This window comes from Mycolicibacter heraklionensis (assembly GCF_001021505.1).
GTDB lineage: Bacteria > Actinomycetota > Actinomycetes > Mycobacteriales > Mycobacteriaceae > Mycobacterium > Mycobacterium heraklionense.
Genome location: NZ_LDPO01000018.1, coordinates 1 through 24611, shown reverse-complemented (window position 1 = coordinate 24611; position 24611 = coordinate 1). Strand labels below are relative to the sequence as shown.

General features: G+C 76.2%; 4 protein-coding genes. All 4 read right to left on the bottom strand.

Going from position 1 to position 24611, the window contains the following annotated elements; genetic code table 11:
* Window positions 1-265: 265 nt before the first annotated feature.
* The 4 genes from ABW16_RS26520 to ABW16_RS27835 all read right to left on the bottom strand — a co-directional run bounded on the left by ABW16_RS26520 (window position 266) and on the right by ABW16_RS27835 (window position 24324).
* Complete coding sequence (locus tag ABW16_RS26520; RefSeq protein WP_052956978.1) at window positions 266-7120, bottom strand: PGRS repeat-containing protein; 6855 nt, start codon at window positions 7118-7120, stop codon at window positions 266-268.
* 76 nt (window positions 7121-7196) lie between these two features.
* Window positions 7197-13595 (bottom strand): PGRS repeat-containing protein, encoded by a 6399-nt coding sequence (locus tag ABW16_RS26515; RefSeq protein WP_052956977.1) that lies wholly within the window; start codon window positions 13593-13595, stop codon window positions 7197-7199.
* Between the two features lie 57 nt (window positions 13596-13652).
* Complete coding sequence (locus ABW16_RS27840) at window positions 13653-18845, bottom strand: PE family protein (protein WP_200900684.1); 5193 nt, start codon at window positions 18843-18845, stop codon at window positions 13653-13655.
* Window positions 18846-18903: 58 nt separating this feature from the next.
* Window positions 18904-24324, bottom strand: a complete 5421-nt coding sequence (locus ABW16_RS27835) for a PE family protein (RefSeq protein ID WP_459542294.1) — start codon at window positions 24322-24324, stop codon at window positions 18904-18906.
* Window positions 24325-24611: the final 287 nt, after the last annotated feature.

Genomic DNA, 24611 nt, shown 5'->3' with positions numbered 1-24611 from the left:
GATGGTTTTAATGTTTTGCTCAGCTATCGCCGCGCGCGCTGCGCGGCAACAGTCAGACCGGAGACCGATCCGCCACGGAGAATCCGCGGGGCGTCGAGCTGTCCACCCATGTCATCGCGGCAATTACCTGAACCACCCGCACCCGAATGGGTGCAGCTCGGGATACTGAGCGCTTCCTGTGTTGACAGGTGCTCGGCCCAGCTGCCCTGGCGTGCCAGAGCAGCGTTCTCATCGCGGACATCCGTTCACTCGACGACCTGACGCCTTATCCGCCAGCCGCGCCGGCGCTGCCGTCGCCGCCGCGCCCGCCGTCGCCACCGTTGCCCATGTTGCCGCCGTCGCCGCCGGCGCCGCCCTGGCCTCCGTTGCCGGATCCAGGCTGGCTGTAGCCGTCACCGCCGTTGCCACCGTTGCCGGACGGGCCGGCCGCCGGGGTGCCACTGGCGCCGGATCCGCCGGCCGTTCCGCCGCCACCGATCGTGGTTCCGGCCGCGCCGCCCTGACCGCCGGTGCCCGCGACATTGCCGGCGTCGCCACCGTTGCCGCCGTCTCCACCGTTGCGGGTGGTGGCATTGCCGTCGGCACCCCGGCCGCCGTCGCCGCCTTGGCCGGCGCTGCCGGCATTGCCGCCCTTGCCGCCGTCGCCGTTGGCGCCGACCACGCTGCCGTTCTGCGCGGTTCCGGCGTTGCCGCCGGCTCCACCGGTGCCACCCGAGCCGGCCTCGCCGCCGTTGCCACCGTTGCCGCCGTTGGTGCCGGCAGCGGTCGGGCTGTAGCCGGCGCCGCCGGTGCCGCCGGCACCACCGTCACCGCCCGCACCGCCGTTACCGCCGTTGCCCGCGGTGTTGACGCTCAGCAGGCCGCCGTTACCGCCCTTGCCGCCCTTACCGCCGTCACCGCCGGCGTCGCCCTGAAGTCCACTGCCGCCGTGGGGGTTGAGGGCATCTCCGGCCGTACCTGCCGCACCGGAGCCGCCGACACCGGTAGCCGCGCTGCCACCGGTTCCACCGTTGCCACCGTTGCCGGCCAAGCCACCGTTGCCACCGGCACCGCCCTCACCACCGTTGGTGCCCGGGACGGCACCTGGGTCAGAGGCCGCGTTGTAGCCGTTGCCACCGTTGCCGCCGTTGCCGGACGCAGTGGTGACCGGTGTGCCGCCGGCGCCGTTCGTGCCGTCGACGCCCCCGGTTCCGCCGGTGCCGTGTGCGCCGCCCTCGCCGCCGGTACCCGCGACGTTGCCCGGGTCACCGCCGTTACCGCCCTTGCCTCCGTTGGGGTTGAGGGCGTCGCCGTTGGCACCGTTGCCGCCGTTGCCACCCTGGCCCGCGACCCCGGCGTTTCCGCCGTTGCCGCCGTTGCCGTTGGTGCCCGCGCCGGCCGCACCGTGGACGGCGCCGGCATTACCGCCAGCCCCGCCGGTTCCGCCAGATCCGGCCTCACCACCATTGCCGCCGTTGCCGCCGTTGGTGCCGGCCGCTGCGTTCGCGTCGGAGCCGGCGTCATAGCCGGCGCCACCGGTACCACCCGCGCCACCGTCACCACCGACGCCACCGGCGCCACCGTTTCCGGCGTGGTTGGCCGCCAAGGTGCCGCTGGCACCACCGTTGCCGCCCTTGCCGCCGTTGCCACCAGACAGACCGGAGCCACCCGCGCCACCGTCGGGGTTGGCTGCCGTGCCCGTGGTGCCAGCCGCGCCGGTGCCACCGACGCCGGTGGCACCCGCGCCACCCTTGCCGCCATCGCCACCGTTGCCGTGCGAGCCTCCGGCGCCACCTTCACCGCCATTGCCGCCGTTGCCGCCGTTCTGGGCCGAACTGGTGGAGCTGAAGCCGTTGCCGCCCTGCCCGCCGTTACCGGCCGGGCCGGTGATCGCGGTGCCACCAGCCCCGGTGGCTCCGTTCGTGCCGCCGGCACCACCGCTGCCGTGGGTGCCGGCCGATCCGCCGTTACCCGCCGTGCCGACCTCGCCGCCATTGCCACCCTGGCCGCCGTCCGGGTTGGTGGCGTCGCCATCGGCACCCCTGCCGCCGTTGCCGGCCGTGCCGGCGTCACCGCCGCGTCCGCCACTGCCGCCGTTGCCGTTGGCGGCCGCGGTGCCGGTGGTCGAGGTACCGGAGTTGCCGCCCTGTCCACCGGCGCCGCCCTGGCCGCCGTTGCCGCCAGTGCCGCCGTTCTGGCCGTCGGCACCGGCGGACGTGGCGTTGGCGCCGTCGATTCCATTGCCGCCGTTGCCACCGACGCCGCCGTTGCCCGCGTTGCCGCCGGCGCCGCCCGTGGCGCCGGTACCGCCGGCGCCGCCGTTGCCGCCTTGGCCGCCGTTGGTGCCGGATTCGCCGTTGTCCCCGGTATTGGCACCACTCAAACCGGTGTAGCCGTTTCCGCCCTTACCGCCAGCACCGCCGTTGCCACCGTTGCCGGAGGCGGCGTGCTGGGTGGTGCTGCCCGCCAGCAGACCGCCCTGGCCGCCGTTGCCGCCTAGACCACCATTGCCGCCCGCGGTGCCGTCCACACCGGCCTGGGTGCTGGTGGTGCCGTCGAGACCCTTACCGCCGGACCCGCCATTGCCACCCACGCCCGCAGTGCCGTTGCTGCCGCCGGCCGCGGGCCCGCTGGCTCCTTGGCCGCCGGCGCCCCCGGACCCGGCGTTGCCACCGTTGCCACCCTGGCCGCCGGCCGTGCCGTCGTGCTGAGCCGACGTGCCATCGATGCCCGCAGTACCGGCCGCACCCTTGCCGCCGCTACCGCCATTGCCACCGACACCACCGGCGCCGTGCTGCCCGGCCGTCGAACCGGTACCACCGGCGCCGCCGTTACCACCGGCACCACCATTGGTTCCACTGACACCATCAGCACCCGGCGTGGCGCCATCGGCGCCGGTAAATCCGTTGCCGCCCTTACCGCCAGCGCCGCCGTCGCCGCCAAGACCGGAAGTCGCATGCTGGGTGGTGCTGCCCGCCAGCAGACCGCCCTGGCCACCGTTGCCGCCCAGACCACCATTGCCACCTGCAGTGCCGTCCACCCCCGCCTGAGTGCTGTTGGTCCCGGCCAGACCACTACCGCCCTTGCCGCCATTACCGCCGACACCCGCGGTGCCATTGCTGCCGCTGGCCGCAGCACCGGTCGCGCCCTGGCCACCGGCGCCCCCGAGACCGGCATTCCCGCCATTGCCACCGTTACCACCGGCCGTCCCGTCATGGTTGGCCACGGTGCCATCGACGCCCGCAGTACCGGCCGCACCCTTGCCGCCACTACCGCCATTGCCACCGACACCACCGGCACCGTGCTGGCCGGCGGTCGCACCGCTACCGCCGGCGCCACCGTTACCACCGGCACCACCATTGGTGCCGCTGACACCATCAGCACCCGGGGTGGCGCCATCGGCGCCGGTAAATCCGTTGCCGCCCTTACCACCAGCACCACCGTTGCCACCGGTACCGGAGGCGGCGTGCTGGGTGGTGCTGCCCGCCAGCAGACCACCCTGGCCACCGTTGCCGCCTAGACCACCGCTGCCGCCCGCGGTGCCGTCCACACCCGCCGTCGTGCTGGTGGTGCCGTCGAGACCCTTACCGCCGGACCCGCCGTTGCCACCCACACCCGCGGTGCCGTTGGAGCCACTGGCCGCAGCACCGGTCGCGCCCTGACCACCGGCGCCCCCGACGCCGGCATTACCGCCATTGCCGCCGTTGCCACCGGCCGTGCCGTCATGGTTGCTCGCCGTGCCATCGACACCCACGCTGCCGGCCGCACCCTTGCCGCCGCTGCCGCCGTTGCCGCCGACGCCACCGGCACCGTGCTGGCCGGCGGTCGCACCGGTACCACCGGCGCCACCGTTACCACCGGCGCCACCATTGGTGCCGCTCACACCATCAGCACCCGGCGTGGCGCCGTCAGCACCGGTAAATCCGTTGCCGCCCTTACCACCAGCGCCACCATCGCCACCGGTACCGGACGTCGCATGCTGGGTGGTGCTGCCCGCCAGCAGTCCACCCTGGCCACCGTTACCGCCCAAACCACCATTGCCACCGGCGGTGCCGTTCACCCCCGCCGTCGTGCTGGTGGTGCCGTCGAGACCCTTACCGCCGGAACCACCGTTGCCACCCACACCCGCGGTGCCATTGCTGCCACTGGCCGCAACACCGGTCGCGCCCTGACCACCGGCACCACCGACACCGGCATTGCCGCCATTGCCACCGTTACCACCGGCCGTGCCGTCATGGTTGGCCACAGTGCCATCGATGCCCGCAGTACCGGCCGCACCCTTGCCGCCACTACCGCCATTGCCACCGACACCACCGGCGCCGTGCTGCCCTGCCGTCGAACCGGTACCCCCGGCGCCACCGTTACCGCCCTGGCCGCCGTTGGTTCCGCTCACACCATCAGCACCCGGGGTAGCGCCGTCGCCACCGGTAAATCCGTTGCCGCCCTTGGCGCCGGCACCACCGTCACCACCGGCACCCGAGGCAGCCCGGTCCGTGGTGCTGCCCGCCAGCAGACCACCCTGACCGCCGTTACCGCCCTTGCCACCATTGCCACCCGCGGTGCCGTCCACACCCGCCGTCGTGCTGTTGGTCCCGGCCAGACCACTACCGCCCTTGCCGCCGTTGCCGCCGACACCCGCGGTGCCGTTGGCGCCAGTGGCTGCGTGGCTGCCGTTGGGGCCCTCGCCGCCTACGCCACCGGTTCCCGCGTTCCCGCCATTGCCACCATTACCGCCCGCCGTGCCGTCATGGTTGCTCGCCGTGCCATCGACACCCACGCTGCCGGCCGCACCCTTGCCGCCGCTACCGCCGTTACCGCCGACACCACCGGCACCGTGCTGGCCGACGGTCGCACCGGTACCGCCAGCGCCACCGTTGCCACCGGCACCACCATTGGTGCCGCTGACGCCGTCAGCACCCGGGGTGGCGCCGTCAGCACCGGTAAATCCGTTGCCGCCCTTGGCGCCGGCACCACCATCACCGCCCGCGCCCGAGGCAGCCCGGTCCGTGGTGCTGCCCGCCAGCAGACCACCGATACCGCCGTTGCCGCCCTTGCCACCATTGCCACCGGCGGTGCCGTCAACACCCGCCGTCGTGCTGCTGGTGCCAGCCAGGCCGTTGCCGCCCTTGCCGCCGTTGCCGCCGAGGCCCGCGGCGCCGTCGCTGCCGCTGGCCGCCACGCCATCCGCACCCTGGCCGCCCGCACCACCGGTGCCCGCGTTGCCGCCGTTGCCGCCATTGCCGCCGGCCGTGCCGTCGTGGTTGGCCGACGTGCCGTCGATGCCCGCATCACCGTCCGCGCCGTCGCCACCGCTGCCGCCGTTACCCCCGGCACCGCCAGCGCCCTGCTGGCCCGCAACCGACCCGGAACCCCCGGCGCCACCGTTGCCGCCGGCACCACCGTTGGTGCCGCTCTCGCCGTCCGCGCCGGCACTCGCGCCGCTCAAGCCGGTGTAGCCGTGGCCACCCTGACCGCCGGCACCACCGTCGCCGCCGAAACCGGTGGCGGCGTGCGTAATTCCGTCGGCGTTCAGGCCACCGAGGCCACCATTGCCGCCGGCGCCGCCGTCGGTGCCGGCGGTGCCGTCCACGCCGTCGGTCGTGCTGCTGATGCCGGCTGCTCCAGCGGCACCACTGCCGCCGTTACCGCCGACGCCCGCGCTGCCGTTGTCACCGGCGTTGCCGCCCTTGCCGCCGTTGCCGCCGGCGGTTCCGGCCGCCGCGTTCGGGTCGGCAGCAGCGTCGTAGCCGTCGCCGCCCCGGCCGCCGGATGCGGCACCGGTCGATGCCTCGCCGCCGTTGCCCGCCTGGCCGTCCACACCACCGGCGCCGGCCTGACCGCCCGCACCCCCGATGCCCGCCGTGCCGGTGGCGCCGCCGTTGCCACCGTCGCCACCGTCGGGGTTGGCGGCCGTCCCAGCTGCACCCGCGCCACCATTGCCGCCCACACCGGAGTCACCGCCGTCACCGCCATTGCCGCCGGCGCCGCCGTGGCCGGACGCACCGGTGCTGCCGTCCGAGCCGAACAGCGCATGGGTGACGCCCGCGGCCCCGGCCACCCCGGCCGCGCCGCCATTGCCACCGGCACCGCCGTTGCCACCGTTGGAGCCCGCGGTGCCATCACCGCCATTGCCGGAGCCACCATCGGCGAACGTGCCGGCCGCACCGTCGGTGCCGTCATCTCCGCCAACGCCCTGGCCGCCGGCACCACCGGCGCCACCGTTTCCGGCCGCGCCGCCCTGACCGCCGGAGCCGTACAACAGCGCCTTGGACGCCCCGCCGGCGCCACCGTTACCGCCAGTGCCGCCGTTGCCGCCCGCGCCACCGTTGCCGCCATCAACACCGGCAACACCGACCGCGCCGGCGAACCCGACCAGACCGTCGCCGCCGACGCCGCCATTGCCGCCGATGCCGAAGATCCAGCCCAGCCCGGCGCCGCCGTCACCGCCGTTGCCGCCGTCGCCGCCAGCACCACCGGCGCCACCGACACCGATCCAGCTGCCGCCGTTGCCGCCGGCGCCACCCTCGAAGCCGATGCCACCGGCCCCGCCGGCACCACCGTTGCCGAACATCCCGGCCGCGCCGCCGTCACCACCGGCAATCCCGGTCAGCGAACCGTCGTAGCCCGCACCGCCGTCGCCGAACAGCCAACCCGCGTTGCCACCATCGGGATTGAGCTCGGTGCCCGCCGCGCCGTTGCCGATGATGATCGAACCGAACCCGAACCAGGTGTTGATGAAGTCATCCACCGGCTTACCGACGAACGGGTCGTTGATCCACGCCACCATCCCGGCGTGCATCGGCTCGAACAGGTACTGGCCCAGCAACCCGGTGATGCCGAACGGGTCACCCAGCATCGCCGCCGCCGAACCCGGTTCGGCGTAGGCCGCACTCAGGGCGGTGCTCAGTTCATCGCCGGCGAACAACTGGTCCCAGTTGAGGCCCAGATCCCCTGTGCCGCCGTCGAACAACGACCCCCAGGCGTTCGGGTCGAACAGGTCTTCCAGGCCGAAGTCGGCGTGCGCCTGCGGCGCCATCCCCAGTGCCAGAAAGGTGCTCACCGCACCGGCGGCACCGACCGCCCGACGCCCGGCGTTGCCGCGAGTTCCGTGCAGTGCTGCGCTGCGACGCTTACGAGCCATTGGATCGACCTCTATCTGGATGAGTGGAGTGAGTCAGGGGAGCAGGTGCTGACGACAGCTGGCGTGGATGCGGGATTCAGCCGTGAGCACCATCGGTGCCCTTCGTGCCGGAGCCGCCGGCGGTGCCGGTCTGCCCCGCAGCGCCCGGGTCCGCGCTCACCGCGCCGCCCGCCGACGCCGATCCGGCCGCCCCGGCAGTACCGCCGGCGCCACCGGAACCGGCCGCACCGCCGGTGCCGCCGCCGCCGACACCGGTGTTCCCGTTGGCACCGATGCCTTGCGCAGTCCCCGCGGCGCCACCAACTCCGCCGTTACCGCCCGCGCCACCGTTACCGCCCTTGCCGCCGGTGCCACCGTCGCCGCCATCGCCGCCCTTGGCGTAACCGGTGCCCTGGTAGTTCTCACCGGTACCGCCGCCGCCACCGGCGCCACCGTTGCCACCGTTCTCGCCGGCGCCGCCGTTACCGCCCAAGCCGCCGAGACCGCCGTCACCGCCGTTGCCGGCGATCGTGCCGCCCTTGCCGCCCGCGCCGCCGGCGCCACCGCTGGCCCCGGCCGTGCCGTTGGTGCCGTTACCGCCGTTACCGCCGTCACCGCCGTCGCCGCCGTATGCGTAGCCGCGGGTTCCGCCGGTCTCTGCCTTGGCGCCACCGCCGGCGCCGCCGTTGCCGCCCGCGGCTGCCTGCCCGCCGTTGCCGCCGTTGCCGCCGTCGCCGGCGTTGATGTCGCCGCAGCCGAAGAAGAGCGCGCACGACGCGGACGCCCCCGTGCCACCGGCACCACCGGTCTGACCGGCCTGGGTGGCGTTGGAGCCGTTGGCTCCGGTTCCGCCACCGGCCGCCTGGCCAGTCGGGGGGGTGTAGCCGGCGGTTCCGGCCGCACCATTGCCGCCGGCACCGCCGTTGCCGCCGTTGCCGATGGTGCCGGCGTCGCCACCCTTGCCGCCGATGCCACCGATCTGCGCGGCACCGTTGACGGTGCCCTGGCCGTTGCCGCCGACACCGCCGTTACCGCCGTTACCGCCGCTGACGCCGGTCGCGCCCGCGGTCCCGCTTGCAGCCAGCTGGCCGTTGCCGCTGTCGCCGCCCAGACCGCCGGCCCCGCCGCCACCGCGGTTTCCGCCGTTGCCGCCCTGGCCTCCGTTTCCGGCGGCCGCGTTGGTGCCGCCGCCGGCACCTGCGCCGCCGGTACCGCCATTGCCGGCGTTGCCGCCCTGGCCACCGGCACCGCCTTGGCCGCCGACGCCGTGGCTGCCGGTGCTGCCGTCGGTGGCGGTGCCGCCGACGCCGCCGTTGCCGCCGACCCCACCAGCTCCGCCGATAGCCCCGCTCCCGCCGTTGCCGCCCTTGCCGCCGGTGAGTCCGCCACCGTCGGGTGCGGTGATGCCGGTCGAGCCGTTCGCGCCGCTACCGCCCGCACCACCGACGCCGCCCTTGCCGCCGGCGCCGCCGTTGCCGGCCGCGCCGGACACCGCACCGCCGTTGCCGCCCGCACCGCCGTTGCCGCCGGCACCACCGGTGAGTCCGGCCGTGCCGGATCCTCCGGCGTTGGCGGCGTTTCCGCCGGCTTGGCCCGCCGCACCGGTGCCACCGGCACCGCCGTTGCCGCCGTTGCCGATTGAGCCGCCGGTGCCGCCCTTACCGCCGTCGCCACCTCGGGTGCCGGCCGCGGCGTTGGGGTCAGCGGCGGCGTTGTAGCCGTTACCGCCGTTACCGCCGTTGCCGGATGGGCCGACGGCGGGTGTGCCGTTGGCACCGGTCGCTCCGTTCAGGCCACCCGTACCGCCGGTGCCGCGTGCACCACCGGCACCACCGGTGCCGGCGACGTTGCCCGCATCCCCGCCGCGACCGCCGTTGCCACCGTTGAGGGTGGTGGCATCGCCGGCGGCACCGTTGCCACCGTTGCCACCCTGGCCGGCCGTCCCGGCGTTGCCGCCGGCACCACCGCTGCCGTTGGCACCCGCGGAGGCCGCGCCGTTGACCGCGCCCGCGTTACCGCCGGCACCGCCGACGCCACCGGAGCCGGCCTGACCACCCTTGCCGCCGTCACCCCCGTTGGCGCCGGCCGCCGTCGGACTGAACCCGGCACCACCGGTACCACCGGCGCCGCCGTCACCGCCCTTACCGCCAGCGCCACCGTTGCCGGCGTGGTTGGCCACCAGCGCGCCGCTGGCCCCGCCGTTGCCGCCCTTGCCGCCGTTGCCGCCGGCTGCACCGGAACCACCGGCGCCGCCATTGGGATTGGCGGCCGTGCCCGCCGTGCCGGCTGCGCCGGTCCCACCGACACCGGTCGCACCCGCACCACCGACGCCGCCATTGCCACCGTTGCCGGCCGAACCACCCGCGCCGCCGTTACCGCCGACACCACCGTTGCCGCCGTTGTCGGCCACGCTGGTGGGGCTGAACCCGGCACCACCGTTGCCGCCGTTGCCGGAGGCCACGCTCACCGCTGTGCCGTTGGCGCCGGTTGCTCCGTCGAGACCGCCGGTACCGCCGGTGCCGTGCGCACCGCCGGCACCACCGGTTCCGGCGACATTGCCCGCATCCCCGCCCCGGCCACCGTTGCCGCCGTTGGGGCTGGTCACGTCTCCAGCTGCGCCGTTGCCACCGTTGCCGCCCGCGCCGGCCACCCCGGCGTTGCCGCCGGCGCCACCGTTGCCGTTGTCACCCGCGGAGGCCGCGCCGTTGACCGCGCCCGCGTTGCCGCCGGCACCACCGATACCACCGGAGCCGGCCTGACCGCCCTTGCCGCCGTCACCGCCGTTGGCGCCTGCCGCGGTCGGGCTGAACCCGGCACCACCGGTGCCACCGGCGCCGCCGTCACCGCCCTTGCCGCCAGCGCCACCATTGCCCGCGTGGTTGGTCACCAGCGCGCCGCTGGCGCCGCCGCTGCCACCCCGGCCGCCGTTGCCGCCGGCCGCACCCGAACCGCCGGCACCGCCATTGGGGTTACCGGCCGTGCCCGCCGTACCGACCGCACCGTTACCGCCGAGCCCGGTGGCGCCCGCACCGCCGGCACCACCATTTCCGCCGTTGCCGGCCGCACCCGCCGCGCCACCGTTACCGCCGGCACCACCGTTGCCGCCGTTGTCGGCCATGTTGGTCGGGCTGTACCCGGCACCACCGTTGCCGCCGTTACCCGACACCGTGGTCGCTGAGACTCCGTCGGCGCCGTGGCCGCCGTGGGTGCCGCCGCCGCCGGAGGTGGCGCCGGCCGTGCCGCCGGCGCCACCGGTCCCGGCGACGTTGCCAGGGTCGCCACCCTGACCCCCATTGCCGCCATTGGGGTTGGCGGCATTTCCGGCGGCACCGTCGCCGCCGTTGCCGCCCGCTCCGGCGTCGCCGGCGTTACCGCCGGCCCCGCCGTTGCCGTTGTTGCCGACGGTTCCGTTGGCCGCGGTGCCCGCGTTGCCGCCGGCGCCGCCGATACCACCGGACCCGGCTTGACCACCCTTGCCGCCGTTGCCGCCGTCGGCACCGGGCGTCGTCGCGGTGAAGCCCTTGCCGCCGACACCGCCGTTGCCACCGGCGCCGCCCGCGCCCCCGATGCCGCCGTTACCCGCGGTGTTGATGCTCAGTGAGCCACCGGCACCGCCGGCGCCGCCGTTACCGCCGTTGCCGCCGGAGCCGCCCTGTCCGCCGTTGGTGCCATTGACGCTGGCCTGGGTGCCGTTGTTTCCGACCGGCCCGCTGGTTCCGGCAGAACCTGCCGCACCGGCACCGCCGTTGCCACCGTTGCCGTGGGCGCCGCCGTTACCGCCTGCGCCGCCGTCGCCGCCGAATTGTCCTGCCGCGGTGGGGCTGAAGCCCGCGCCGCCCTGGCCGCCATTGCCGGAGGCCCCGATGATTTCGGCGCCGTGTGCGCCGGTGGCACCGACCGTCGCCCCCACACCGCCGGCCGCTCCGCCGTTGCCGCCCGCGGCGGCGGTGCCGACATCGCCGCCGTCGCCGCCGTTGCCACCGTCGATGTGGGTGGCGTTGCCGTTGCCGCCGGCCCCGCCGTTGCCGGCAGCCCCCGCGTCACCGCCGCGGCCGCCGGCGCCGCCGGAGGCGTTTGCACCGGCAGTACCGTGCGCGGCCGTTCCGCCGACACCGCCCGCACCGCCGTTGCCGCCGACGGCGCCATCGCCGCCGTCGCCACCGTTCGCGCCGTTGCCGCCGGCTGTGCTGGCGTTGGCCCCGGTCACCCCGTTACCGCCGTTACCGCCCGCGCCACCGGCACCGCCCACGCCGCCGGCGCCGCCGTTGCCGGCCTCAGCGCCGCCCTTGCCGCCGGCACCACCGGCGCCGCCGCTGCCGCCGACGGTGCCGTTGCCGCCATCGGGGTTCACCGCGTTGCCGACGGCCCCGTTCGTGCCGTCGGCACCGGATCCACCGGCGCCACCGTTTCCGCCGTTGCCGTGATCGCCGCCGTCACCGCCGGCGCCGCCGTTGCCGCCCGATTCGCCTGCGTTGGTGGCGCTGAATCCGTCGCCGCCCGCGCCGCCGTTGCCTTGGCCGATGGTGGCGGTGCTGCCGGCCGAACCCGCTGCGCCGGTGTGGGATCCGGTGCCCGCAGTGCCGGCGCTGCCGCCGGTGCCGGTGTCGCCACCGTTACCGCCGTTGCCGCCGTCCCGATGCGCAGCCGTGCCAGCCGCACCGGCGCCACCGTCGCCGGCCGTGCCGGCGGCGCCACCGCTACCGGCGTTGCCTCCAGCTCCGGTGGAACCCGCGACGCCGTGGGCCGCGGTACCGCCCGCGCCGCCGTTGCCGCCGCTGCCCCCGTTGCCGCCGCTGCCCGCGTCGCCACCATTGCCGCCGATGCCGGTGCCACCGCCGTCGAACGAGCCGGTCGCGCCGAGGACACCGTCGCCGCCTGCGCCACCGTCCGCGCCGTGGCCGCCGCGACCGCCGGCCCCGCCGTTACCGGCTACCGAACCGCCCTTGCCGCCGACGCCGCCGGTGCCGCCGTTTCCACCCGTGTGACCGTCGGTGCCGTCGGGGTTGGTGGTGCTGCCGTCGCTGCCGGCGATGCCGGCCGCCCCGTTGCCACCGTTGCCGCCCGCACCGCCGTTGCCGTAGGCGCCGCCGTCACCGCCGGCGCCCCCGTTGCCGCCCGATTCGCCTGCGGCCGTGGGGCTGTAACCGTCGCCACCGGCGCCGCCGTTGCCACCGACACCGGTCACGTCGGCACCGTTGATGCCCTGCTGACCCGCTACTGCTCCGGCGCCCCCGGCTTGTCCGCCCGCGCCGCCGGCGCCGGCCGTGCCGGTGTCGCCGCCGTGACCGCCCGCGCCACCGTTGAGGTTCGACGCCGTGCCGGTCGCACCCGCACCGCCGTTGCCGCCGAGTCCGGCGACACCGCCGGCCCCGCCGTTGCCGCCGTTGCCGGCCTGACCGCCGGCCCCGGCCGCACCGTTGCTGCCGAACCACGAGCTGGCCGTCCCACCGGCACCGGCCGTCCCGGCCGCTCCGCCGTTGCCGCCGGTGCCGCCGTTGCCGCCATTCGTGCCGTCGGTGCCGTCGCCACCGTTGCCGGTGCCACCGCCGGCGAAGGTGCCTGTCTCGCCGTCGTTTCCGTTGGTGCCGGCCAAGCCCGCGCCACCGACGCCACCGCTGCCACCGTCACCGGCCGCGCCGCCCTTGCCGCCCGCACCGAACAGGAATGCCTTGGACGCACCACCGGTGCCACCGTTGCCGCCGACACCACCATTACCGCCGGCGCCACCGTTACCGCTGTCAATGCCGGCGACACCGACCGCACCCGCGGTGCCGACCAGGCCGTCGCCGCCGACACCACCGGCACCGCCGATGGCGAAGAGCCAGCCGGTACCAACGCCGCCATTACCGCCATCGCCGTTGACACCACCGGCACCGCCGGCGCCGCCGATACCGCTCCAGCTGCCGCCGGCACCACCGTTGCCGCCGTCGAAGCCCGCGCCGCCGTCGCCGCCGGCCCCACCGTTGCCGAACATCCCGGCCGCGCCACCATCGCCACCGGCCACGCCGGTCAGCGAACCGTCATAGCCCGCGCCGCCGTCGCCGTACAACCAGCCGCCGTTGCCGCCGTCGGGGTTGAGCTCGGTGCCCGCCGCACCGTTGCCGATGATGATCGAGCCGAACCCGAAGGTGTTGTTGATGAAGGTGTCGACCTGGGTGCCGAACGGACTGTTGATCCAGTCGACCATCGCGTTGTGCATCGGGGTGTAAAACCACTGGTCGACAATGGCGGTGATACCACCGGTGTCGGCCGCCGAGCCCGCATAGGCCGCCGTCAGCGCGTCTGTCAGCTCGTCACCGGCGAACAGATGATCCCAGTTGAAGCCCGAATCCCAAGTGCTGGAGTCGAATAGCGGCGCCCAGGTGCTCGGGTCGAACAGGTCGTCCAAACCGAAGTCGGCCTGTGCTTGCGGCGCCATGCCGAATGCCAGGAATGCGCTGACGGCCCCAGCGGCGCCGACGGCGCGACGACGGTTGCTGTGGTTCTTACGAGCCATGGGAGTGACGCCTATCTGCTGAGTTCGGGTTAGTTGGTCGAGTCGGCGAACGTGCGGTTAGCCATGGGGTCCGGCGGTGCCCGTACTGCCACCCGGTCCGTTCCCGCCGGATGAGCCCGGATCACCGGTCGGGGTTCCGCTGCCACCGGTGCCGACGGCGCCCGCAGCACCACCGGAGCCGGCCCCGCCGCCGTTTCCACCGGGCTTGCTGTTGTAGCTGCCGCCGCCGCCACCGCCGTTGCCGCCGTTGCCGCCGTTGCCGCCCTGGCCGCTGTCGCCGCCGTCGCCACCGGGGCCATTGCCGCTGGCACCACCGGCACCGCCCGCGCCGCTGGCGCCACCCGTACCGCCGGCTCCACCGTCACCGCCGGCAGAGGCGGAGTAGAGGCCCCAACCGCTGCCGCCGGCCCCACCGGTGCCGCCGTTGTTGCCCGCTCCGCCGCGGCCACCGTTGCCACCATCACCGCCGGCGCCGTTGGTGGCGGTGCCACCGGCGCCGCCGCGACCGCCCGCGCCACCGGCACCGCCCGAGCCACCGGCGCCACCCGACTTGCTGTTGGTGGGGCTGAATCCGGCGCTGTGGCCGTTGGTGCCGTTTCCGCCGACGCCGCCGTTTCCGCCGGCGCCGCCAACGCCGCCGTTACCGGCGTCGCCGGAAATCGAGCCGCCACTGCCACCGTTACCGCCGACGCCACCCACGCCACCGACGGCTCCGTTGTAGCCGCCAACGCCATCACCACTGCCGTTGATGCCGTTGGTACCGGCCCCGCCTTTGCCGCCGGCGCCGCCGTCGCCGCCGTTACCGACGGTCCCACCGTCGCCACCGGCACCGCCGTTGCCGCCGGCCGCGCCGCCCTGGCTCAGCCAGCCGGGCGTGCCGCCGTCGCCGCCGGCACCGCCCTTGCCACCAGTGGCCCCGGCGCTGTTGCCGGTGGCCATACCGCCGGCGCCACCATTGCCACCGGCCCCGGCGGCCGCGCCCGGACCGTTGTTGTTGACCGAAGCGAGCGGGTTGGCGTTGCCGCCGTTGCCGCCGTTGCCACCGGCGCCACCGATATAGCCGGTACCACCGTTTCCACCGAGGCCGCCCTTGCCTGCCGACCCCGCAGTGTTCGGGATGGTGTGCGGGTTGCCGCCACCGTCCGCCGACGCGCCACCGGTGCCGCCGTTGCCGCCGGCGCCGCCGGTACCGTCGACACCGGTCGCGCTCGGTCCGGCGCCGGCCGCCCCACCGTTGCCGCCGAGACCGCCGGTACCGCCGGTACCGCCGGTACCCAAGGTCCAGTCACTCGAGCTGGTGTGGCCAGCCATTCCACCGGCGCCGGCATTACCCCCAGCGCCACCGGTGCCGCCGTCGCCATTGACGCCGGCAACACCCTGCACACTGCCGTTCTGAGCCGTACCGGCGGCCCCGCCGGCACCGCCGTTACCGCCCGCGGCGCCGGCGCCGCCGTCACCGCCGCGACCGCCGTCTTTTTGAGTCGCGTTGCTGGTGCCGGTAGCGCCATCGCCGCCCCGGCCACCGGCACCGCCGTCGCCACCGGCACCACCCTTACCAGCGGTGTTAGCCGCGAGGGTGCCGCCGTTACCGCCGGCACCGCCCTTGCCGCCGTTGCCGCCGATGTTGCCGTTCCCGCCGGTCGTCCCGGCCGCGGTCGCCGCCGCACCGGCGGTACCGGCCACGCCGTCACCACCTGCCCCGCCGTTACCGCCGTTGCCCGCGCTGCCGCCGTTACCGCCGGCGCCGCCGTTGCCGCCGCTGGCGCCGGCACCGGTCGGGGTGAAGCCGTTTCCGCCGTCGCCGCCGTTGCCGGACGGACCCTGCACGGGCGTACCGGACACGCCGTCGCCGCCATCGCTTCCACCGCCGCCGACCGTGCTGCCGGCCGCACCACCGTGACCACCGGCACCAGCCGCACTGCCCGGGTCGCCGCCGTCACCGCCGCGACCGCCATTCGGGGTACTCGCGTTGCCGTCGCCGCCACGGCCTCCGTTGCCGCCCTGGCCTGCGCTGCCGGCGTTACCGCCCGCACCGCCGTTGCCGTTGAGGCCGACGGTGCCGTGGTCGGTGGCACCGGCAGCACCGCCGGTGCCGCCGTGCCCGCCGGAACCGGCCTGCCCGCCACTACCGCCGTTTCCGCCGGCAGCACCGGCCACCGTGGCGTTGAACCCATTGCCACCGGTGCCGCCGTTGCCACCGGCTCCACCATCACCACCGACGCCGCCATTGCCCGCGGTGTTGATCGCCAGCGCACCGCCGGCACCGCCCGCGCCGCCGTTTCCGCCGTTACCGCCGTCGGTGCCCGAACCGCCGATGCCGCCGTTGGGGCTGCCGGCCGTGCCCGCCGTGCCCGCGGCGCTGCCGCCGCCGACGCCGGACTTGCCGCTGCCGCCGACACCACCATTGCCGCCATTGCCGACGTTGCCGCCGTCACCGCCGGCGCCACCATTGCCACCGCTGGTACCGCCGGCAGCACCGGCGTCGCCGGCCGCGTTGTAGCCCGCGCCGCCATTGCCGCCATTACCGGCCGGGCCGGTGATCGCCGCACCGGCAGCACCGTCGGCGCCGGCGTTGCCGCCGGTTCCCCCGGTTCCGACCGCGCCGCCCTGGCCGGCAGTTCCGGCAGTACCGGCGTCACCGCCGTCACCGCCCTTGCCGCCGTTGACGTTTGAGGCGTTGCCTGCTGCACCGTCCGAGCCGTTGCCGGCCGTGCCCGCGTTGCCGCCGGAACCACCGGCCCCGCCGGTGCCGTTGACACCCGCGTTGCCCGAGCCGCCTGCTGTGCCTCCGGCGTTACCGCCCGCACCCCCGGAGCCGGCGTTGCCGCCGTTGCCGCCGGAGCCGCCGTTGTTGCCGTTCGCCCCGGCCGCCGTGACCTGGGCGCCGGCCAGGCCGTCGCCGCCGTTTCCGCCGGCGCCACCGGCGCCGCCCAGACCACCGTTGCCACCGTTGCCGGCGATCGAGCCGCCCAGACCACCGGCGCCGCCCGCGCCGCCGTCGGTGCCGTTGCCGCCGCTGGTGCCCGAGCCGCCCGCGGTGGTGGCGCTCACGCCCGCCACGCCGGTGAAGCCGTTGCCGCCGTTGCCGCCGTTGCCGCCGCTACCGTGGTCGCCGCCGTTGCCGCCGGCACCGCCCGCGCCGCCGTTGACGCCGGCGGTGGAGGAGGTGAAGCCGTTCCCGCCGTCGCCGCCGTTGCCCCCGCCGGTCGGTGTGTTGCCTTCGGCGCCCTGCGCGCCGGCGTTGCCGCCCAGACCGCCGACACCGGCGGCGCCACCGTTACCGCCGGCACCCGCGATCCCGACGTGGCCGCCGTTGCCACCGTTGCCGCCGTTGATGTTTGAGGCGTCGCCGTCCGCGCCGCGGCCGCCGTCGCCGGCCGCGCCGCCGATGCCGCCCTGGCCGCCGGCGCCGCCGTTGCCGTTGGCGCCCAGGTTTCCGGTACCGGTGGCGGTGCCGGCGTCCCCGCCCTTGCCGCCGTCACCGCCGGTTCCGCCGGCCCCGCCGTTGGTGCCGTTGCCACCGTTGCCATCACCGGTGAGGTAGCTGCCGGCCGCACCGGTCTGTCCGGCGCCGCCTTGGCCGCCGATGCCGCCCTTGCCACCGTCGCCGCCACTCCCGGCGTTGCTGTTGACTCCGGTGCCGTTGCCGCCGTGTCCGCCGTCGCCGCCCAGGCCGCCGTTACCGCCCTGGCCGCCGTTTCCGCTCAGGGCGCCGGCCGCACCACCGTTGCCACCGTTGCCGCCGTCGCCGCCGGTACCGCCCTTGCCGCCGGACCAGCCACCGTTGCCGCCGGGGCCGCCCGCGCCGCCATTGCCCCCGTTGCCGCCGTCGCCACCGTCGCCGACCAGCCCGGCGTTGCCGGCGTTGCCGCCGTTGCCGCCGGCGAAGGTGAGCGCCCGGAAGCCCACATCATTGGCGTGGGCGGCGTTGTAGGCCGCCACGTCGAAGCCGTCGCCGCCGTTACCGCCGTTGCCGCCGTGCCCGGCCGCCTGGCCGTCGGCACCGCTGGCCGCGCGCTCGGTGGTGGAGCCGCCGGTCAGGCCGCCTTCCCCGCCGTGGCCGATCGCGCCCGGATCGCCGCCGTCGCCACCGTCACCGCCGTCGGGGTGCTCGCTGGTGGCGTCCAGACCGGCGCCACCGTCACCGGCGATCCCGGCGTTACCGCCCGCACCGCCCTGCCCGCCGAGGCCGTTGACGCCCGCCGAACCGAAGCCGGCGCCCGCCCCGGCCACGCCGCCATTGCCGCCAAGACCACCGTTGGCGCCGTCACCACCGCCGGCACCGTCACCACCATTGCCGTTGCTGGCAGCCGCATCCCACTGCCCGGCAGCACCGTCACCACCGCGGCCACCGTTACCGCCGACACCACCGACACCGCCGGCACCACCATTGCCACCAGTACCGAAAAGACCCGAAGCCTTACCGCCGGCACCACCATTGCCGCCATTACCGCCGACAACACCATTGCCGCCGGCCACGCCCGCGCCGGCGCCACCGTTGGCCCAGACACCGGCGGCGCCATCGATGCCCGCCGCACCGGCCGCACCGATGCCGCCGGCGCCGCCGGCACCCCCGGAGCCGAACAGCCAGCCCGCGCCCGCACCACCATCGCCGCCGTTGCCGCCGTCGACACCACCGGCGCCGCCGGCACCGCCAATGCCCATCCACGAACCGCCGGCACCACCGGTACCGCCGTCACCACCGGCCAGGCCCGCACCGCCGGCACCGCCGTTGCCGAACAGACCGGCCGCACCACCATCACCACCGGCGACACCGTCACCGCCATCACCGAACAGCCACCCGCCCGCACCACCATTGCCGCCATCGACACCGGCCACACCCGCAGCGCCGTTACCGATGATGATCGAGCCGAACCCGAACGTGTCGTTGATGAAGCTGTCGACCTGAATGCCCAACGGGCTCTCAATCCAGTCGACCATGCTCGCGTGCATGGGGGTGTAGATGTACGACTCGACCAACACGGTCAGATCGAACGGGTCGCCACTGGCCAACCCCGCCGACGGATCGAACAACGACCCCCAGTCGAACGCACCCGCGGTGTCCACCTCGGCAGCCGGCCACGCCGCCGGATTGAACAGATCCAGCAACCAGTCGAACTCACCATCAGCCTGCGCCGCCGGCGCCGACACCAACGGCGTCACACCGAACGTCAGGAACGCCGCCGCCGCGGAGCCCGCACCCAACAACCGACGACTAGCCCGAGTTGCCTTGTGGCGCTTACCAATCACAGGGGACCTCATTACTTAAGCAGGAATGGTTGATTCGTTGATCAATGCCGCGAACGTCTTAGCCGGTAGTGCCGGTCGATCCGCCACTGCCGGCGGCGCCGTTGGCGCCGTCGGCCCCACCGGTGCCCCCCGCACCGCTGGATGCGTTCGAGCCGTCGGCGTTGTGGCCGCCCGCGCCGCCGCTGCCGGCCGCGCCGCCGCTGCCGCCGGAGTCCGCGGTCCCGCCGGACCCGCCCTGGCCGGCCGTCTGGCTTCCCAATGCGGTGCCGCGGCTGGTGTTGCCGCCGTCGCCGCCGTCGCCGCCGTTGCCGCCGTGACCACCGGCACCACCGTTGCCGCCGGCGCCACCCACGCCGGCCTGACCGGCGCCGTCCGCACCGGCCGCGCCGGCGTCGCCGCCCTGGCCGCCGATGCCGCCCGCACCGCCGTTACCGCCGTAGCCGCCGTTGCCGCCGTTGCCGCCCTGGCCGCCGACCGCGGAGGTGCCGCCGACCGGCGCCGACATGTAGGCCTGCCCGCCGGTACCACCGTCGCCGCCGTTACCGCCGACGGTGCCGTCGCCGCCGTTGCCGGCCGCACCGCCGACACCACCGTTGCCGCCGACACCCGACACCGACCCACCGGCGCCGCCGGCCCCGCCGGCCCCGCCGTTGCCGCCGGTCACACCGTTGACGCCGTTGCCACCGTTACCGCCGTTGCCGCCGGTCCCACCGTGAGCGCTGCTGGAGCTGCCGCCGACGTAGGCGTAGCCGCCGGTACCGCCGTCGCCGCCGTCGCCGGCAACGCCGCCGGTACCACCGTTACCGCCCTTGCCGCCGGTGGCGGTCTGGCCCAGCCACGCGCCGGTGTTGCCCCGGCCGCCGGTGCCACCGTTGCCGCCGTTCTGGATGTGTCCGCCGTTGCTGGCGTTATTGCCCGCGGTGCCGTTACCGCCGACGCCGGCCGTGCACGAGGTGGTGCCCACGGTGCTGCCGCAGTCAGACCCGGTGCCTCCGTTACCCGCCGACGGGTTCGAGCCGCCTGGGGTGGGCGCGACCGGGTTGGTGCCCAGCGCGCCCTTACCGCCGGCGCCGCCGTCGCCACCGTTGCCGTTGGAGCCGGCCGCACCGCCGAGGCCGCCGTTACCGCCGGATTGGCCGACGTTGTTGATCACGCCGACGCCGTTGCCGCCCGCGCCGCCGTTACCGCCGTTGCCGCCGCCGCCGGCCGCGCCCACGTCGCCGTGTGCGCCGTCGCCCGCGCTGCCGACCCCGCCGGCCCCACCCTGTCCGGCCGTGCCGCGTTCCCCACCGGTGCCGCCGTTGCCGCCGTTGCTGGCGTTTGCCGCGGCGCCGCCGCCAACACCCTGACCACCCTGGCCGCCGGTCCCGGCGTCACCCGCGGCACCGCCGCGACCGCCGGCCCCGCCGGTGCCGTGGGTGGCGGTGCCGCCCTGGCCGCCCACGCCTCCCTGGCCGCCGTTGCCGGCGTCACCGGCGTTGCCGCCGTTCTGGCCGGCGACGGTCGCATTGAGCCCGGCACCACCGAGACCGCCCGTGCCGCCCGCGCCGCCCTGACCGCCGACGCCGCCATCACCGGCCACGCTGCCGCCGGCACCCCCGGTGCCGCCGTTGCCACCGAGTCCGCCGTTGCCACCATGCGTGCCGGTGCCGGAGGCATCGGTGACCCCGGCCGCGCCGGTCGCACCGGCACCGCCGTTTCCGCCCGCACCGCCGGTGCCCACCGTCCCGGCGTTGCCGCCGTTGCCGCCCTGACCACCGACCTGCAGAGTGCCGTTGATCAGGATCTGGCCGGCGCCGCCGTTGCCGCCCGCGCCACCGTTGGAGTGGCCCGCGGCGCCGTCTGCGCCATCCGCGGCTTGGATGCCATCGGCTCCGATGCCACCGGCGGCGCCGTGACCGGCCTGCCCCACTTCGCCACCGTCACCGCCGTTGCCACCGGTGCCGGCTTCCAGGTCAAGGCCGCCGCCGGCCCCGTCGCCGCCTCGGCCGCCGGTCCCGCCGTTGCCGGCCGCTCCACCGGTGCCACCAACCCCACCGGACCCGGCCGCACCCGCGTTGCCGTTGACCGCGGTGCCGCCGGCGCCACCGTTACCGCCGTGTCCGGCGTTGCCACCGTCGCCGCCGTCGCGACCGTCGCCGCCGTCGGTGCCCTGCCCCGCGGCGTCGGTGACTCCCGCGGTGCCAGTCAGGCCGTTGCCGCCGGCACCACCGTTGCCGCCGGCACCGCCGCGGCCGCCCGCGCCACCGTTACCGGAGATGGCGCCACCCGCGCCGCCAACGCCGCCGTTACCGCCGGCCGCACCGTTCCCGCCGTGGGTTCCGTCGCCGCCGGCGTCCGTGACACCCGCGCTCCCGGTCGCGCCCGCGCCACCATCACCACCGGCGCCACCGGTGCCGATCGCACCCGCGTTACCTCCGGCACCACCGTTTCCGCCGGCCTGGGCGGCGCCGTTGGACAGCACCTGTCCCGCACCGCCGGTACCGCCGGCACCACCGTTGCCGCCGCCGACCGCCGCCGCTCCCGCGACACCGCCGGCGCGCTGGGTAACACCGTCACCGCTCAGACCGCCTTGCCCTGCGCCACCGGCGTGGCCCGCGGTGCCGGCAGCACCACCGTTGCCGCCGTTTCCGGCGACCAGGTTCAACCCGCCGCCGGCACCTTGCCCACCGGCACCGCCGTCGCCGCCCTTGCCGGCGTTGCCACCGTTTCCGCCGATCCCGCCGATCCCGGCCTTGCCCGCCGTCCCGTTGACCGCGCTGCCGCCGACACCGCCCTGGCCGCCGACACCGCCGGTTCCGCCGTTGCCGCCGTCGGCACCGGTGCCGCCGTTGCCGCCGAACAGTCCGCTGCCCGCCGCGGCATCGGTGCCCGCGGCGCCGGTCAGACCGGTCGCGCCGTTGCCTCCGTTACCGCCGTGGCCGCCGACACCGCCGGCGCCACCGTTACCGGCGATCGAGCCACCGCTACCGCCGGCACCACCGACACCACCGGTGGCGCCATTGGCGCCGTTGGCGCTGTTGACCGAACCGGTCCCACCGCTGGCGCCTGCGCCACCGTCGCCACCACGGCCACCGTTGCCGATCGACCCGGCGTTGCCGCCGTGGCCACCGGCGCCGCCGACCTGCATCGTGCCGTCGGCGAGCTCCCGGCCGTCGCCGCCGCGGCCACCTTCACCGCCGTTACCGCCGCCGCCGTTGCCGCCGACCGCGCCCGCCGCGCCGGCCTGGCCGGATCCGGCGCCGCTGCCACCGGCGCCACCGGCGCCCGCCGTGCCGCGCTCGCCGCCGTTGCCACCAGTGCCGCCGCTGCCGGCGGTGGCGCCGGTGCCGCCACCGGTGCCGACGCCACCGTTGCCGCCGTTGCCGGCCGCACCCGCGGTGCCGCCCTGGCCGCCGGCACCACCGTTGCCGTTGGTGGCGCTACCGCCGACGCCGCCCGTGCCACCGGTGCCGCCGACGCCGCCATTGCCGCCGGCCGCGCCGGACGCGCCGCTGCCCGGCGTGACGAAGCCGGCGTTGCCGCCATTGCCGCCCGCACCGCCGGCGCCGCCCCGGCCACCGACACCGCCGTCACCGGAGACGGTGCCGCCGGCACCGCCCTTTCCGCCGACGCCGCCCGCGGCGCCGGTGCCACCGGTCAGTCCATTGCCGCCCGCGTCGCGGCCGCCGGTCGCGCCGGCTGCGCCGCTGCCGCCGTTACCGCCGGCGCCGCCGGTGCCGATCGCACCCGCGTTGCCGCCGTTGCCGCCGGCACCGCCCGCCTGGACCGTGCCGTCAGCCAGCACCTGGCCGTCGCCGCCGTTGCCGCCGACGCCGCCGATCGCACTGCCCGCCGCACCCGCGGCGCCGCTGGCGGCCTGCCCGCCGGCGCCGTTACCGCCGGCGCCACCGTTACCGGCCACACCCGCCGTGCCGCCGCTACCGCCGTTGCCGCCGTGGCCGGCCACTGCGTTGGTGCCGCCACCGGCGCCGTCGCCTCCGGCGCCACCGGTGCCGCCATTGCCGGCCGCGCCACCGACACCACCGACACCGCCGACGCCCTGGCCACCCGCGGAGCCGTGCGCCGCCGTGCCGCCCGCACCGCCGACGCCACCGACGCCACCGGTGCCGCCGTTGCCGCCGACGCTGGTGGTGCTGCCACCGTCGCCGCCGTTTCCGCCGCTGCCCGCGACCGCGTCCGCGCCATCGATTCCGTTGGCGCCGGCACCACCGGCACCGCCGGTGCCACCCACGCCACCGGCACCGCCGACACCGCCGTTGCCTGAGACCGAGCCGCCGGCACCACCCACGCCACCGGCTCCGCCGACACCGCCGGTCGCACCGTTGGTGCCGTTACCCGAACCGCTGGTGATCCCGGCCGCGCCGGTCGCCCCGGCGCCACCGGTACCGCCGGCACCGCCGTCGCCGACCGCGCCCGCGTTACCGCCGTGGCCGCCCACGCCACCGGCCTGGGCCGTGCCGTTGGCCAGCAGTTGCCCGGCACCGCCGGTGCCGCCCGCGCCGCCGTCGCCGCCGGTTCCGGCCGCGCCCGCGGCACCACTTGCCGCGTGGGTACCGCCGGCGCTCAGGCCGCCGGAGCCGCCGGCGCCTCCCATACCGACCGTGCCCCCGTTGCCGCCGAGGCCACCGGCGCCGGCCGCGACGGCCTTGCCACCACCGGCGCCCGTGCCACCCTGACCACCGTCGCCCGCGTTGCCGCCGGCACCGCCGGCACCACCGACACCGCCCGCACCGAATGCACCCGCGGTGCCGTGCGCCGCGGTGCCGCCGGCACCACCGTTGCCGCCGAGTCCGCCGACGCCACCCTTGCCGCCGTTGCCACCGTTCTCGCCGGTCCCGCCGGCGCCACCGCTGCCGGCGGCGGCGTTCTGACCGGCATCGCCGGTCTCCCCGGTCCCGCCGGCACCACCGGTGCCACCGACACCGCCCGCGCCGCCGGCACCACCGTTGCCCGAGACCGATCCACCGGCGCCGCCGGCGCCACCGTTGCCGGCAACTCCACCCGCACCACCCTGCAAGCCGTTGCCGTTGACGTCGTTGCCGCCGAGGGCACCCGCCGCGCCGTCACCGCCGACGCCACCGTTGCCGCCGTTACCGGTCGACCCACCGTCACCGCCCCGACCACCGTTACCGGCGGACTGGCCCGGGCTGACCGCGCTGAAGCCGGCGCCACCATTGCCGCCGTTACCACTGACGGTGGCCGCTTCGCCGGCACTGCCCGTCACGCCGGCAACGCCTCCGGTGCCGCTGCCCGCAGCGCCACCGCGGCCCGCGGCCCCGGCGATCCCGGCGTCGCCGCCGCGGCCGCCGTTGCCGCCGTTGATGTGCGCGGCAGTTCCGGCCGCGCCGTTGCCGCCGTTGCCACCGGCACCGCTGTCGCCGCCATCACCGCCGGCGCCACCCGATCCGCTGTGGCCCGCGGAGCCGAACAGGCCGCCCGCCCCGGCATCGCCACCGACACCGCCGTTGCCGCCCACGCCACCGACACCACCGTTGGTGCCGGCACCGCCGTTGCCGTTGCCGAGGCCGGTGAAGGTGCCCTGCGCGCCATCGGTGCCCGCCGCGCCGCTCCCGCCGTCACCGCCCACGCCGCCCGCACCGCCGGACCCGCCGTTGCCGAAGAAGGTGCCGCCACCGCCGCCGACGCCACCGGCACCACCGACGCCACCGTTGCCGCCGTCCCGGCCGCCGGTGAAGCCGTCACCGCCGGCACCGCCGGCACCACCGACCCCGCCGTTGCTGAAGTACAGCCCGCCCCGGCCCC